We start from the raw sequence: 14,720 nt of genomic DNA, 5'->3' as shown, positions 1-14,720 counted from the left end.
CTATCACCACGCCGGGTCCCTACCCGGCGTTTTTATTTACGAAGGACAGCACGATGTCGCGTTACTCGGCCACCGAAATCGAAGCTAAATGGCAAGAGGCCTGGGACAAGGCCGGGATTTTCACTGCCAACCGCACAGCGGACAAGCCGAAATACTATGTGCTTGAAATGTTCCCCTATCCGTCAGGGCGCATTCACATCGGACACACACGCAACTACACGATGGGAGACGTGATAGCCCGCTACAAGATTGCATGCGGGTTCAATGTTCTGCACCCAATGGGTTTCGACGCTTTCGGTATGCCCGCAGAAAACGCCGCTATGGCCATTGGGGGCCATCCCAAAGATTGGACCTATGCAAACATCGAAGAGATGGTCGCTCAGATGAAGCCGATGGGTTTTGCTATCGATTGGTCTCGTATGTTTGCGACCTGCGACCCTGAATACTATGGCCAACAGCAGGCGCTGTTCCTCGATATGCTTGAGGCTGGACTGGTTTACCGCAAAAACGCCGTGGTGAACTGGGATCCGGTCGACATGACCGTTCTGGCCAATGAACAAGTTGAAAACGGGCGCGGCTGGCGCTCGGGCGCTCTGGTGGAGCGGCGCGAACTGACGCAGTGGTTCTTTAAGATCTCGGACTACTCCGAAGAGCTGCTGGAAGCGCTGGATGCGCTTGAGAACTGGCCCGCCAAAGTGCGGCTGATGCAGGAAAACTGGATCGGAAAGTCACGCGGCGCGCAGTTCAGCTTTGATCTAGAGGGCGCACCCCAAGGGTTTGAAAGCGTTGAGATTTACACGACTCGCCCCGATACGATCTTTGGCGCCTCGTTTGTTGGAATTTCCCCCGATCACCCGATCGCGCGCGCGCTTGAGGCAGAGAACCCTGACATTGCGGCATTCTGCGCCGAATGCCGCAAAGGCGGCACCACCGAAGAGGCAATTGAAACGGCCGAAAAGCTGGGCTTTGACACCGGGATCAAAGCACATCTGCCGGGACGGTTTGTGGATGAGTTGCCGGTCTATATCGCCAATTTCATCCTGATGGACTACGGCACCGGCGCAATCTTTGGATGCCCCGGGCATGACCAACGCGACCATGACTTTGCCAGCAAATACGGCCTGCGCATTGTGGATGTCTTCCGCCCCGAAGGGTCTGACCGACGCGATGACATCGATTGGAACCCGATCCAGCAGGAGCCTTTTGTCCCCACCAAGGACGAAACCGTAGAATATATCCGCCCGGTCCGCGGCCCCGACCAGATGACCGGCCAGGAGGCGATCGACCACGCCATTATCTGGTTCGAAGAGCGCGGCATCGGCACCGGTGTCACCAAATACCGCCTACGCGATTGGGGCCTCAGCCGTCAACGATACTGGGGCTGTCCGATCCCGGTTGTCCATTGCGACACCTGCGGTGTGGTACCCGAGAAGAAAGAGAACCTGCCGATCCGCCTGCCCGACGATGTCACCTTTGACAAACCGGGCAACCCGCTGGATCGCCATCCAACATGGCGCGACTGCGCCTGCCCGGCCTGCGGCGCACCCGCCAAGCGCGAGACCGACACGATGGATACATTTGTCGATTCGTCCTGGTACTTCGCCCGTTTCACCGCCCCGCGCGCCGAAACGCCCACCGATCTGGCCGAGGCCGAATACTGGATGAATGTCGATCAGTATATTGGTGGCATCGAGCATGCGATTCTGCACCTGCTCTATTCCCGCTTCTTCGCACGGGCGATGAACATCACCGGGCACCTGCCGAAGAAGGCCATCGAACCCTTCGATGCGCTGTTCACCCAAGGCATGGTAACGCATGAAATCTATCAAACGCGCGACAAAAATGGCCGCCCGGTCTATCACCTGCCCGAGGATGTGACCGACGGCAAACTAGCCGACGGCACCGAGGTTGAGATCATCCCCTCAGCCAAGATGTCGAAGTCCAAGAAAAACGTGGTCGACCCGGTCAGCATCATCTCGGCCTTTGGTGCAGATACTGCGCGCTGGTTCGTGCTGTCCGATTCGCCACCCGAACGGGACGTGGAATGGACAGCAGCCGGGGCCGAGGCCGCCTATAAGCATCTTAACCGCGTCTGGAATCTGTGTGACAAGATCGGAGCCATGGACCCCGACGCAAAGGGCGAAGGGGATGAGGACCTGCTGCGCGAGATGCACAAGGCCATCCGCGATGTGACACTGGGCGTAGAGAGTTTTGGCTTCAACGCCGCCATCGCCAAGCTCTATGCGTTCACCAATACGCTTGCCAAATCCAAAGCAGGCGCAGCGGCTCAGAAACAGGCGATCAAAACTCTGGCACAGCTGATGTCGCCGATGACGCCGCATTTGGCCGAAGACATCTGGGCCCATCAGGGCGGTGAAGGTTTGATCGCCACCGCTCCATGGCCGGTGGCAGACGAGGCGATGCTGGTCGATGACACCGTCACCCTGCCGATCCAGATCAACGGCAAGCGCCGCGCGGAAATCAGTGTTGCCAAGGATATGGACAAGGCAAAGGTTGAAAAAATCGCGCTCAGCACCGAAGCTGTGCAAAAGGCGCTGGATGGCAATGCGCCCAAGAAGGTGATCGTTGTTCCGGGCCGAATCGTAAATGTCGTTGTTTGATCGCAGATCCCTGCTGTTGATGCCGTTGGCGCTGGCCGCCTGCGGCTTTGAACCGGTTTATGCGCCGGGCGGTTCCGGTTCAAACCTGTTTGGCAAAGTGGCGGTATCCGCCCCGAACACCGCCGACAGCTATCTTCTGGTCCAGAACCTCGAACAGGAACTGGGCCGCAGCGCCACGTCCGGCAACGCCTATCGTCTGGACGTCAACGTTTCGACCGTTGTTCGGGCCGCAGCGATCACAACAACAAATGAAACCAACCGCTACACGATTGATGGCCAAGCTAATTTCTCACTGAGATCGAATGAAACGGACCAGATCCTCGCCTCGGGCACGGTCACCGATTTCGTGGGTTATTCTGCCGCCGGTTCGACCGTGTCGACGCTTGCTGACGAGCGCGCCGGAAAAGAGCGGTTGATGAAGATTCTCTCGGATCAGATCGTTACCCACCTCTATGCCACGCCGGGTCTGGCCACATGAAGCTGAGCCCGCGCGAGGCAGAGGGTTATTTTGCCAAGCCGGATGCGAATAAGACCGGGCTGCTGATCTATGGCACAGATGCGATGCGTGTCGCCCTGAAACGGCAGCAGGTGCTGGCGGCGCTGCTGGGGCCCGGTGCCGAAGAAGAGATGCGCCTGACCCGAATGCCGGGATCGGATTTACGCGGCGACCCGGCTTTGCTGCTGGATGCTGTCAAGGCGGTTGGCTTTTTCCCCGGTCCGCGCGCTGTTTTTGTCGAAGATGCAACGGACACCGCAGCCCCGGCCATCCTCTCGGCGCTGGAAGACTGGGCGCCGGGCGATGCGCAGATTATTGTCGCGGCGGGTCAGCTCAAACCCAGTTCAAAGATCCGAAAGGCGTTTGAATCTCACCCGGCATCATTTGCGGTTGGCATCTATGACGATCCCCCCTCGCGGGCCGAGGTCGAACGGCTGCTGACACAGGCCGGATTGCAGAACATATCGCGCGATTCCATGTCGGCGCTCAGCGAGTTGGCCGTGAACCTCAGCCCCGGAGACTTTGCGCAAACTGTTGAAAAACTGGCGCTTTACAAGCGCGGCGACAGCGCAGAGCTGACAATCGAAGATATCGAAGCCTGCGCCCCACAATCGACCGAGGCCGCGCTGGACGATGTACTGAACGTTGTCGCCGAAGGCCGCACGGGTGAGATCGGACCGTTGATCAAGCGCTTGCAGGCACAGGGCACCAACGGCGTGACCTTGTGCATCGGTGCTACCCGGCACTTTCGCACCCTTTATGCCTGCGCCGCCGATCCGGGTGGCGCGGCGCAGGGCATCGGCAAATTACGGCCCCCGGTCTATGGCAAACGGCGCGACCGGATATTGCGGCAGGCACAGGGCTGGGGGGCTGCAAAACTGCAGACGGCGCTGACTGTTCTGACGGATACGGACCTGTCTTTGCGCTCTGCCGGGCAGACAGCACCCGCCATGGCGCTGGTCGAACGTGCGATGATCCGTCTGGCCATGCTGGCGCGGACGCGCTGACATCCCGGCCCTAGTCAGCTGCCTACTGGCTCAGCCAGCTGGCGGCGGACCGCCCTGCCCAGCGCCCCGTGGCCAGACAGGCCGTCAACAGATAGCCCCCTGTCGGTGCTTCCCAATCCAACATCTCGCCAGCGCAGAACACGCCCGGCAGGGCCTGTAACATCAGACCATCATCCAGCGCGGCCCGGGGAACACCACCTGCAGTAGAAATTGCCTCGTCCATCGGACGCAGCCCGGCATGACGAACAGGGACTGCCTTGATAAGCCTGGCCAATTCCAGCGGATCAACAGGAAGCGGACGGACGAACTCCATCAACACCGCGCTGCGCACAGCGCCCAGCCGCAGTGTTTTGCGCAAGTGGTTGGACAGGCTCGCCTTGCCGCGCGGTTTGCGCAGCCGCGCGACGATCTGGTCCTGCGACAGATCGGGCATCAAATCGATAAACAGATCGGCCCCCTCACGCACCGCCTTGCAGATCGCATAGACACCGCCGCCTTCCAGACCACGTGCAGAAACGACTGCTTCACCCCGACTTATCATCGACCCAGCCCGCAGAGCGATGCCTTTGAGCGGCTGCCCGTAGTGGCTACGCATATGTGCTGACCACGTGATCATCAGGCCCGCATTGGCTGGCGCAAAAGGGGTTAGCCCGATACCGCTCTCGGCAAGGATATCCGCCCAGGCACCGTCTGAGCCCAACCGCGCCCAACTAGCCCCGCCCAAAGCCAGCACAGTGGCATCGGCACGCTCCAACCGGGAGCCATCAGGCGTCTCAAAGGCCAAAGCACCGTCCTGCCACCCGGTCCAACGCCAGCGCGTCTCGATCCGGACATTTTTTCGGTCCAACCGGCTCAACCATGCCCGCAGCAATGGCGAGGCCTTCATTGATTTGGGAAAGACGCGCCCGGTGGAGCCCACAAACAACACCTGCCCCAGATCTGCTGCCCAGTCCTGAACGGCTTGCGCGTCGAATTCGGCAATGACGGGCACCAGCCATGCAGCCGCCTCGCCATAAGACGCTATCAGGTTTTCAAATGGCTCATCCTTGGTCAGGTTCAGACCGGATTTTCCCGCCATCAGAAACTTGCGCGCGACCGAAGGTTTTGCCTCGGCCACCGTCACCGAATGCCCGGCATCCGCCAGTTGTTCGGCCGCCATCAGCCCGGCGGGGCCTGCACCGATCACAACAGTTGGCGCCATCGTTGTCCTCTTGCCTTGTTACGCATTCAGCGCAAATTTGCTGTTGCGATGACACATAGCGACCCAATCTGCCCCCTTTGCAATCGCCCGATCCCCAGCGGGAGCGCCAGCCTGCATCATCTGATCCCAAAACTCAAAGGAGGCAAGGGCGGACCAACCGTCTTGCTGCACCAAATCTGCCACAAAGAGATCCACGCTACATTGACCGAGGCGGAATTGGCACGTGATTTCAACACTATCGGGGCTCTGCAGGCGCATCCGAGACTTGAGAAATTCCTCAACTGGGTCCGCAAACGTCCGCCCGGCTTCCGATCGAAGGTGCCGGGCAAGCGACACAGGCGCTGATCAACCGGGCCACACCTGACCTCCAAAAGCATCGCTCAGAGGGGTGGCAAGGTCTTCGATTTCGATCCCCAGATACTCTGGCACGGGTGCGAATTGCGCGCCGGCGACGTGCTGAAACTCTAGCAACGTGTATGAGCGCTTCCACAGCCATTCGCGGTTTTCAACGCTCCATAAATCTGCGTGCGGCGGGGTCTCGTCGGTATACCCATAGAAATGCAGGTCAAAGCCGTAGGGCTCGACTTCCTGGATCGATAGTAAGCTCATCCCCTGCGCGCGCCAAAACGCATCTTCGGCCGTGATATCGCCCGTGCGCAGCGTGATCTGCCCGACGCGCGCCTCGGCGAAGGGGGCTGTGGCATTCCCGGAATGCTCTGGACGGTTATCCTTGAAATCATGCTGCAGCAACTCGATGACAAAACCTTCGGTGTCGGTCAGGTGGCACATATAGCCGATATCGAGGAACTGATCCGGTTCCGTCACCGGGGCGTTTTGCTTGCGCAGATACGCTGCGGCCAGATCAACATCCGGCAAGGTGATCCCAATCTTCCAGTATCGTTGACCGCGATCGTGGCTATAGGTGCTGCCGCCGGGGATCAGCAGAATGTCCGCATCCTGCCCGTCATATCCAACCCGTCGATTGGCCCCCTCCTGCCGCACGGACATGCCCAGCACATCACGATAGAACCCGGCCAGAAGATCGGGGTCCGCGACCCGCAGATGCAAAGCCGCCAGTCTCATGCGCAGAGTTGCGCGATACCCGCGGCAATCTTGGGGTCAGCGCCCAGGCTGTCGGCAACCAGCTCGCGCGCCGTCTGCATCAGCTCGCCCGGTTCGACCACGCGATCCACCAGACCAAAGGCATAGGCCTCGTGCGTCGAAATCTTTTGCCCTGCCATCAGGATCAACCTGGTTCTGGACGGCCCGATCAAGGCCGCCATGCGTTTTGGATCAGACGGTTGCGGCAGAAAGCCCAGCTTCATCACCGGGTAGAAAAACTTTGCCGAAGGCACCGCGATCCGCAGATCACAGGCCAGAACCATCCCGTTTGCACCACCGGCCAGCGTTCCATTTAACGCCGCAACGGTCAGGCACGGCAACGCGGCAATCGCACCAGACAACCGCTCCCACACATCCGAGGTTGCCAGCCCCGCGCGCGCCTCTTCAAGATCGGCACCCGCGCTGAAAACCTTGCCCGCACCGGTCAGGATCAGCGCCCTTGCCTCGGTCGCGGCCTCGGCAATCTCGGCCAGTTCGGTCAACATCGCCCTTGTCAGAGCGTTGGCCTTGTAGGGGTTGTTGATCGTCACGATCCACAACCCGCCATCGCGATTGAGTTCGATCACGTCAAGCCAACCCTTTTCCGGATATCTTCCTGCCGCAGCGAGATTTCGGTGCCCAGAAACTCATCAGCATCCGGTGAACACATCCACAGCAGCGCATGGGCTGGCCAGTCAGCGGGGATATGGTCCTCCCAATCTAGCTGGCTAACCGGGTTGATCCCGCTGGTCTTGATGGCGCGCTGCATATCTGTCGCGACGGTACCGGGCGACAGCCCCATGGCGCGAATACCATGATGCGCTTCTTCCAGGTGCAGACACTCGGTCAGCATCTTCGCGCCGGCTTTGGACGTGCAATAGTGGCTCCATGCCTCAACAGGATTTGATGCAGCACCCGAAGACACCGTCAGAACAGTCCCGCCGCCCGCAGCTTTCATGATCGGCAATGCAGCACGCATCCCATAGAAAACACCCTTGAGGTTGATGTCGATAGCCTGACTCCAGGCATTTATATCAGCATTGGACAGGTGAAAAATCGGCTCGATCACACCTGCGTTGCCTATCAGCACATCCACCCCGCCAAACCGGTCCACACAATCGGCAACGGCTTGTTCTACCTGAACAAAATCGCTTACGTCACAAGCCAGAGCAATTGCATTTTCTCCCAGAGCCGCCGCCAGCGCATCAATCTGATCCCGGCTGCGGGCAGCAAGGGCAACATTGGCACCCGCAGCTGCAAAAATGCGCGCGGCCTCGGCACCGATGCCCCGGCTGGCGCCGGTGATAAGTACTGTTTTCCCCTGCATCTGCATTCCCTAACCCTTAAATATTGAGATTATCTAACGTCGTACCCCGCGAAGGGGGAATTGGTCCAGCCCTTGCCCCCTTGACGATGGCCGCTGCAAACACGACGATGCGCGCAAATTGATCAAGAAGGGTTCCCTTATGTCTGTTTTCCTTAGCCGTAGCTGCGGCGCAGCTTTGGCCTATGCTGTCATTACCCAAGGTGCATTTGCTGATGTCACCGCTCAGGATGTCTGGGCGGATTGGCAAGCTTATATGAGCAACATGGGCTATGTCGTGAGCGGAGACGAAACTGTCTCGGGCGACGTCACCACCATCTCGAATCTGACCATGTCGATCGAGTTTCCCGAAGAAGACGGGCAATTCGACATGATCGTGCCCGAAATGACGCTGACCGAAAACGGCGACGGCACCGTGAGCATCAGTTTCCCCGAAACCATGCCAATGAACATCTCGGGCGGTGCGGATGGCGAAGAGTTTTCGGCCGATATCCTGTACACCCACAGCCAGCTTGAGATGACGGTTTCCGGCTCGCCCGAAGACATGACCTATGACTACACGGCGGATAGCATCGGCATCACGCTGGACAAGGTCGAGGTCGATGGCGAAACCATGCCAGACGATGTCCTGGCCGTAAACGTCTCGATGAATGATCTGGCCGGCACATCCCGGATGCTGATCGGTGAGACCCGTGATATCGAGCAGAGCTTTACTGCCGCCGATCTGACCTACAACCTGATGTTTGACGAGCCCGAGGGCGATGAAACCGGAAGGATCTCAGGCAAGCTTGAGCAACTGACCTTTGAAGGTCAGAACGTTGTTCCCGCCGATTTTAACTTTGCGGATATTCAGGCCACTTATGACGCTGGCTTCTCCTTTGCGGGTGACTTTGCCTATGCGGCGGGTGAAACCAGCATCGAAGGCGTGAGCGAAGGCGAAGAATTCTCGATGAGCAGCAGCTCAGAAGGGGGGCAATTCTCGGCCAGTATCGATGCCGAGCGTCTTGCCTATGATGTGTCGCAGAACAGCACGAAACTGGCGGTAACCACAGCCGATCTGCCGTTCCCGATCGAAATCGCGATGGAGCAAGCTGGCCTGAAATTCGAATTCCCGATTCAGGCGTCTGACGAAGTGCAGCCCTTTGGCTTTGGCCTGAACCTGACCGAATTCACCATGTCCGACGTGTTGTGGAGCATGTTTGACCCGGCAGGCAATCTGCCGCGTGATCCGGCCACCATCGCGCTGGACACTTCGGGCACTGCCAAAGTTCTGGTGAACTTCCTCGATCCGGAGGTAACGGAATCGCTGGATACGTCGGATGAGGCCCCCGGTGAGTTGCATTCTTTGAAAGTGAACGAGTTGCTCGTGTCGCTTGTCGGTGCGGAACTGACCGGTGACGGCGATTTCACCTTCGACAACTCGAACTCGGAGTCGTTCGACGATCTTCCGATCCCCGCAGGCATCGCGAATCTGAAACTTGTTGGCGCAAATGCTCTGATCGATAAGCTGATCGGCATGGGCCTGCTGGCGGAAAGCGATGCCATGGGCGCACGGATGATGATGGGCATGATGGCGGTGCCGGGCGAAGAGCCGGACACGCTGAACTCGACCATCGAATTTACCGAAGACGGCCAAATTCTGGCGAACGGTCAGCGGATCAAATGATCTCACCCAAGAAAAAGACCGCCCCGGCGGTCTTTTTCCACTCTGGTGTCGCTACCCGCGAAGACGGCGGAACAGCACCGCACCACCAGAGCTGACCCGCTGGTCATATACAAAACCCAGGGCAGACAGATCATCAAAGCAGGCCTTGATGCCACGCAGACCGATCTTGCGCGTGTGGATTTCAAGATAGACCTTTTGCACATCCACCAAGTCCATCCCGTCAAACAAAACCTTTTCGCCGCCCTCGATATCGACAATCAACACATTGGCACCGGTTTGCCGCAACATGTCTGACAGGTGGATCTTGGGAACGCTGACCTCAGCGACATACTCGGGTTTCGGGTCCATGGACGAGGACCAAAAGGGATCGCGCACATAGAAACTGGCGTCGCCAAGGGGGTGCGCATCACTCAGCGCGACGGCATTATGAACCTCGACATCGTTGATCCCGTTGGCCTCGTGAACGCGGGTGATGAATTTGCACAATGTGGGGTTTGCCTCGACACATGCCGCTTTGCGCACGCCCAACTGGGTTTTCAGAAAAGAAGAGATGAAACCAATGCCCGCGCCCAATTCGACAACGCTATCCTCGGGGTCGATGAATTTCGGCAATCCGTTCACTTCGTCCTTTTCGTACCGTTCGGCCCGAATTGCCCGGCGGACCTGCGGCGTAATGATGTCAGGGTCATTTGGAATTCGAACCCCGCGCAAGTTTAGATGATCCTGCATTATGTATTTCCCTACTCACCTCTTCTCCCCGCCGGAAACAGCGAGTTGCTTACCGCGTTATACCCCATGTGCTGCGCCAGCGCTGCAGCTTTCGTCCACACCCGGAAGGTTCGATTTTCCTTGAGTTTTCCTGGTCTCACCGCCTTCAATCCGTCCGCAGGCCTTGCGGGATGTGCGGTCCAAGGCTAGGTCCAGTGCAGTCAGACGGAGGCCCCATGTCCAGAACGCCCGAAGAAATCTCTTATCAACTGCTGGATGCCGCGCGCCAGGCGGGGGCGGAATCAGCCGATGCCATCGTCATAGATGGCTCATCTGTTTCGGTAGAAGTCAGGTCCGGGGCGCTGGAACATGCGGAGCGGGCTGAAAGCACAGATCTGGGCTTGCGGGTCCTGATCGGAAAACGGCAAGCTATCGTATCCAGCTCAGACGCGCGGCCCGGGACACTGACCGCAATGGCAGAACGCGCCGTCGCAATGGCGCGCGAAGCGCCCGAGGATCCATTTGCAGGTCTCGCTGAGCCGGACCAGCTGTCTCAGAACTGGGATAGTGAGGCAATTGAGCTGTTTGACCCGTCGCCCGAACCGTCTGCAGATGCATTGATGCAGGATGCCCTTGCGGCCGAGGCCGCCGCGTTAGGCATCGACGGGGTGTCACAAGTGTCGGATGCGGCGGCGGCCTACGGCGCACATGTCGTACACCTTGCCGGAACAAACGGGTTTTCCGGTGGCTACACGCGCACCAGCCGCTCGATCTCCTGTGTTGCAATCTCGGGCGAAGGCACCGGAATGGAGCGTGATTATGACGGAGACAGCCGCAGCTTTCAGTCTGATCTGCGCGACCCTGCCGAAATCGGACGGACCGCAGGTGAGCGCGCGGTGCAACTGGTTGGGGCGCAAAAACCTGCAACCGGCAGCTTTCCGGTGGTGTTCGACGAACGCATTTCATCCTCGCTGATCGGTCATCTGCTGGCAGCCAGCAACGGCGCTGCGATTGCGCGGGGCGCGTCCTGGCTGAAGGAATCTCTGGGTCAGCAAGTTCTGCCTGCACATCTCTCGCTGGTCGAAGACCCGCACCGCCCGCGGATCGCGGGATCGCGCCCGTTTGACGCCGAAGGTCTGCCGACGCAACGCCGTGTCATCGTCGAAGATGGCGTGCTGACCGGTTGGACGCTTGATTTGTCGAGCGCTCGCAAACTGGACATGCGCCCGACAGGCAATGCCGCACGGGGCGTGTCGGGCCCGCCGTCGCCCAGCAACTGGAACCTCAGCCTGACGCAAGGCGACAAAACCCGCGCTGACCTGTTGCGCGACATGGGAACCGGCCTGCTGGTGACATCCATGATCGGTTCGACCATCAACCCCAATACGGGCGACTATTCCCGCGGGGCATCCGGTTTCTGGGTCGAGAACGGAGAGATCACGCATCCGGTGAACGAATGCACGATCGCCGGCAACCTGCGCGACATGTTGATGCGGATCATACCCGCCAATGATGCGCGACCTTATCTGTCACGTGTGGTCCCATCGTTGTTGATCGAAGGAATGACACTTGCCGGCAACTGATCTGCCCTTGCTCATCGATGCGGCGCTGGAGGCTGGAAGGATCGCCACACGCTATTCCGGCCCCGAGGCGCAACGCTGGGACAAACCCGAAGGTGCTGGCCCGGTGACCGAGGCCGATCTGGCCGTCAACGCGATGCTCGAACAGCGGCTGCCCGCGGCGCGGCCCGGCTATGGCTGGCTGAGCGAGGAAACCGAGGACAACCCAGACCGCCTTTCGCGTGATCAGGTGTTCATCATCGACCCGATTGATGGCACCCGCAGCTTTGCCGAAGGATCGCGTACATGGGCGCATTCGCTGGCGGTGGCAGAGCAGGGCAAGATCACGGCTGCGGTAATCTATCTGCCGCTGCGCGATCTGATGTTCACGGCAGCTCTGGGTCAGGGGGCTAAGCTGAACGGGGTCACCATAAACGCCTCGCAAGTCAATGCGTTTGGCGAGGCTGATGTGCTGGCAGCGAAACCGAATCTCGCCCCGCGCCACTGGCGAAACTGCCACCCGCCAGAATTCAAACGCTCTTACCGCCCGTCGCTGGCCTATCGGATGGCGCTGGTTGCGCAGGGCAGGTTCGACGCCATGCTCACGCTGCGCCCCAGCTGGGAATGGGACATTGCGGCGGGCGACCTGATCCTGCGCGAGGCGGGCGGTGTCTGCTCGGACCGGTTGGGGCAACCGCTGCGGTTCAACAATGCCCGGCCGCATCTGAATGGCGTGATCGGGGCCGGTGCGGGTCTGCATGCGTTGCTCTCGGCGCAGCTTGATATCACCGACGGTGGGACCCAAACATGAGCAAGCCCCGATCCCTCAGCCTGGCGGCGTATCGGGTGTTGTCCTGGGGTGTTTCGGGCAACAACGGCGAGCCCCTTCCGCCCCGTCCGGCAGGTGAGCTTTTGTGGATTCACATCGACAAATCGGATCGATTGCGGGTCGTTGACGATTTTTGCCGCCGCTTGCTGCCGGCGCGGCCCGGGCTGTCCCTGCTGATCACGGCGCCGCCCGATACCGATCTGCAGGAGTGGGACGAACAGGACTACCCCATTGTGAACCTCCCGCCGGAACAAACGGGGGCAGCACGCGGGTTTCTGGACCACTGGCAGCCGGATATAGGCATCTGGGTCGGCGGCGGGCTGATGCCCAACATCATTACCCGCGCCGAAGAACGGAACATCCCGCTGATTCTGCTTGAGGCCGATCTTGACGTCAGAGCCGGGCGCGGCGGGAAATGGCTGCCGGATATCAACCGCTATACCTTTGACTGCTTTCAGACCATCCTTGCATCATCGGAAAACACGGTGCGTCAGATCAGGCGGCTGGGGGTTCCCGGCTCAAAAGTGTCCATATCGCCGCCGCTGCATATCAGTCCGACACCAATGCCCTGGCCTGAAGATGAGCTGATCGAAGTCAACGATGCCTTCGCCGGACGCCCTGTGTGGCTGGCCGCATGGGTTCAAGACAAGGAATTCATCTCAGTCCTCAGCGCCCACAGGCAGGCCCTGCGGATGCTACCGCGCCTCGCACTGGTGCTGCATGTTGCCGACACCACAGAAGCCGCGCCTTTGCTGCGCAGGCTTGAGACAATGGATCTGCGTTGCATCGACTCAGCTGACGGCCAGATGATCGAAGATACCACTCAGGTGATCCTGTCATCAGACCCCGAAGATCTGGGGCTGTGGCATCGGGTTTCGCCCGTCACGTTCATGGGCAGCTCGATGGAGCGCGATGCCGGGGGATGTGATCCTCTGGTGGCGACAGCGTTGGGGTCAGCTGTCATCCACGGCCCCTATGTCGGCAAGCATCAGTCGGTTTATGATCAACTGGAACAGGTCAATGCGGCCCGCAGCATACGATCAGCAACCGAACTGGGCGATGCTGTGGTCGAGCTGCTGGCCCCGGATCGCGCTGCTGATATGGCGCTGGCGGGCTGGCAATTGGTGACCGAAGGCGCGCCGCAGGCTGATATGCTGATTGATATGGTTCAGGAAGTTCTGGACGAACGGAGTGTCAACGATGCGGGCGCCTGATTTCTGGAACACGCCAGCCGACCGGCCAGCCCTGCGTGCCCGGCTGCTGGCCCCTCTGGGTCATATCTATGCAAAAGCCACCGCGCGCCGCCTTGCCTCGGATAAAGGCATCAACCCCGGCATCCCGGTGATCTGTATCGGCAACCTGAATGCCGGCGGCACTGGCAAAACCCCCACCGCAATCTGGGTGGTCGAGCAACTGCGCGACGCGGGTCATCGGCCACATATCGTAACCCGAGGGCATGGTGGCTCTTTACCGGGTCCGGTACGGGTCGACCCCGCCAGACACACCGCTGCACAGGTTGGCGACGAGCCGCTATTGCTGGCCGCATTTTCCGAAGTCTGGGTCGCCAAAGACCGGGCGGCTGGTGCGCGTGCCGCGGCCATGGACGGCGCGACGGTCATTGTGCTGGATGATGGGTTCCAGAACCCATCCGTCGCCAAGGATTTCTCGATCGTCGTTGTCGATGCCGCACGCGGCTTTGGCAATGGGTTGTGCCTGCCAGCCGGGCCATTGCGGGAACCGGTCGATATCGGGTTGAAACGGGCCGATCTTGTGATGTCTCTCGGCGACGATGCGGCCCAGACGCTGTTCTCGGACCACTGGAGCAAGGTCGTCACTCCTCCGCGTGCTAGTGGTGAAGTGAAACCCTTGCAGACGGGCATGGACTGGCGCGACAGCACCGTTCTTGCCTTTGCCGGGATCGGCCACCCGGACAAGTTTTTTGCAACCCTTCGGCAACAAGGTGCAAACCTGCTGCGCGCCGAGGCGCTGGATGATCATCAACCGCTGACACCCGCTCTGATGACGCGGCTCGAGAGCGAAGCGGCCGCCTTGGGTGCGCAGATGGTGACAACGGAAAAAGACGCTGTGCGTCTGCCGCCAGCGTTCCGCAGCAAAGTGATCACCCTGCCCGTTCGATTGCAGGTGCATCAGGCGGAAATGGTCAGGGATATGCTGCTCAAGGCCGCACCCGCGCCATGAAGAACCCAG

General features: G+C 59.9%; 14 protein-coding genes. 9 read left to right on the top strand and 5 right to left on the bottom strand.

The window, feature by feature from the left end; all coding sequences use genetic code 11:
* Positions 1 to 53: 53 nt before the first annotated feature.
* The 3 genes from leuS to holA are packed head-to-tail and all read left to right on the top strand — an operon-like array spanning position 54 to position 4,124.
* The gene (leuS, locus tag ACR0I7_RS09905) at positions 54 to 2,621 is read left to right on the top strand and encodes a leucine--tRNA ligase (RefSeq protein ID WP_480510498.1); all 2,568 of its coding nucleotides are present in this window, start codon (positions 54 to 56) and stop codon (positions 2,619 to 2,621) included.
* Positions 2,608 to 3,099 (top strand): LPS assembly lipoprotein LptE, encoded by a 492-nt coding sequence (lptE, locus tag ACR0I7_RS09900; RefSeq protein ID WP_480510496.1) that lies wholly within the window; start codon positions 2,608 to 2,610, stop codon positions 3,097 to 3,099. The genes leuS and lptE overlap by 14 nt, the downstream gene beginning before the upstream one ends.
* Entirely contained in the window at positions 3,096 to 4,124 is a 1,029-nt protein-coding gene (gene holA / locus ACR0I7_RS09895) for a DNA polymerase III subunit delta (protein ID WP_480510494.1), read from the top strand. The genes lptE and holA overlap by 4 nt, the downstream gene beginning before the upstream one ends.
* A 22-nt stretch (positions 4,125 to 4,146) precedes the next feature.
* Here the strand turns inward: holA and ACR0I7_RS09890 are convergent, their stop codons facing one another.
* The gene (locus ACR0I7_RS09890; protein WP_480510492.1) at positions 4,147 to 5,325 is read right to left on the bottom strand and encodes a TIGR03862 family flavoprotein; all 1,179 of its coding nucleotides are present in this window, start codon (positions 5,323 to 5,325) and stop codon (positions 4,147 to 4,149) included.
* 48 nt (positions 5,326 to 5,373) lie between these two features.
* Here ACR0I7_RS09890 and ACR0I7_RS09885 point away from each other — a divergent pair, with 48 nt between their 5' ends.
* Positions 5,374 to 5,670: an HNH endonuclease gene (locus tag ACR0I7_RS09885; protein WP_480510490.1), complete on the top strand. Its 297-nt coding sequence runs from the start codon at positions 5,374 to 5,376 to the stop codon at positions 5,668 to 5,670.
* Here the strand turns inward: ACR0I7_RS09885 and ACR0I7_RS09880 are convergent, their stop codons facing one another.
* From ACR0I7_RS09880 to ACR0I7_RS09870, 3 genes are read right to left on the bottom strand one after another with little or no spacing between them, the layout of a single operon-like run.
* Complete coding sequence (locus tag ACR0I7_RS09880; protein WP_480510488.1) at positions 5,671 to 6,408, bottom strand: VOC family protein; 738 nt, start codon at positions 6,406 to 6,408, stop codon at positions 5,671 to 5,673.
* Positions 6,405 to 7,013 (bottom strand): enoyl-CoA hydratase/isomerase family protein, encoded by a 609-nt coding sequence (locus ACR0I7_RS09875; protein WP_480510486.1) that lies wholly within the window; start codon positions 7,011 to 7,013, stop codon positions 6,405 to 6,407. The genes ACR0I7_RS09880 and ACR0I7_RS09875 overlap by 4 nt, the downstream gene beginning before the upstream one ends.
* Positions 7,010 to 7,759: an SDR family oxidoreductase gene (locus tag ACR0I7_RS09870; protein WP_480510484.1), complete on the bottom strand. Its 750-nt coding sequence runs from the start codon at positions 7,757 to 7,759 to the stop codon at positions 7,010 to 7,012. Before ACR0I7_RS09870 ends, ACR0I7_RS09875 begins: the two co-directional genes overlap by 4 nt.
* Positions 7,760 to 7,892: 133 nt before the next feature.
* Between ACR0I7_RS09870 and ACR0I7_RS09865 the strand changes: the two genes are divergently transcribed.
* Positions 7,893 to 9,416 carry a DUF2125 domain-containing protein gene (locus ACR0I7_RS09865; protein ID WP_480510482.1) on the top strand — a complete coding sequence of 508 codons (1,524 nt, stop codon included), beginning with the start codon at positions 7,893 to 7,895 and terminating at the stop codon, positions 9,414 to 9,416.
* Positions 9,417 to 9,467: 51 nt separating this feature from the next.
* Here the strand turns inward: ACR0I7_RS09865 and ACR0I7_RS09860 are convergent, their stop codons facing one another.
* Positions 9,468 to 10,145 carry an FkbM family methyltransferase gene (locus ACR0I7_RS09860; RefSeq protein WP_480510480.1) on the bottom strand — a complete coding sequence of 226 codons (678 nt, stop codon included), beginning with the start codon at positions 10,143 to 10,145 and terminating at the stop codon, positions 9,468 to 9,470.
* Positions 10,146 to 10,360: 215 nt separating this feature from the next.
* On the opposite strand from ACR0I7_RS09860, the gene ACR0I7_RS09855 reads away from it, so the two are divergent.
* From ACR0I7_RS09855 to lpxK, 4 genes are read left to right on the top strand one after another with little or no spacing between them, the layout of a single operon-like run.
* The gene (locus tag ACR0I7_RS09855; RefSeq protein WP_480510478.1) at positions 10,361 to 11,707 is read left to right on the top strand and encodes a TldD/PmbA family protein; all 1,347 of its coding nucleotides are present in this window, start codon (positions 10,361 to 10,363) and stop codon (positions 11,705 to 11,707) included.
* Positions 11,694 to 12,494, top strand: a complete 801-nt coding sequence (locus ACR0I7_RS09850; protein ID WP_480510476.1) for a 3'(2'),5'-bisphosphate nucleotidase CysQ — start codon at positions 11,694 to 11,696, stop codon at positions 12,492 to 12,494. The genes ACR0I7_RS09855 and ACR0I7_RS09850 overlap by 14 nt, the downstream gene beginning before the upstream one ends.
* Positions 12,491 to 13,726, top strand: a complete 1,236-nt coding sequence (locus ACR0I7_RS09845; RefSeq protein WP_480510474.1) for a 3-deoxy-D-manno-octulosonic acid transferase — start codon at positions 12,491 to 12,493, stop codon at positions 13,724 to 13,726. Before ACR0I7_RS09850 ends, ACR0I7_RS09845 begins: the two co-directional genes overlap by 4 nt.
* Positions 13,713 to 14,711, top strand: coding sequence for a tetraacyldisaccharide 4'-kinase (gene lpxK, locus ACR0I7_RS09840; protein WP_480510472.1), 999 nt, complete (start codon positions 13,713 to 13,715; stop codon positions 14,709 to 14,711). Before ACR0I7_RS09845 ends, lpxK begins: the two co-directional genes overlap by 14 nt.
* Positions 14,712 to 14,720 lie beyond the last annotated feature (9 nt).

Source organism: Ruegeria sp. AM1 (assembly GCF_056540745.1).
This window is presented reverse-complemented; position numbering and strand designations above follow the sequence as displayed.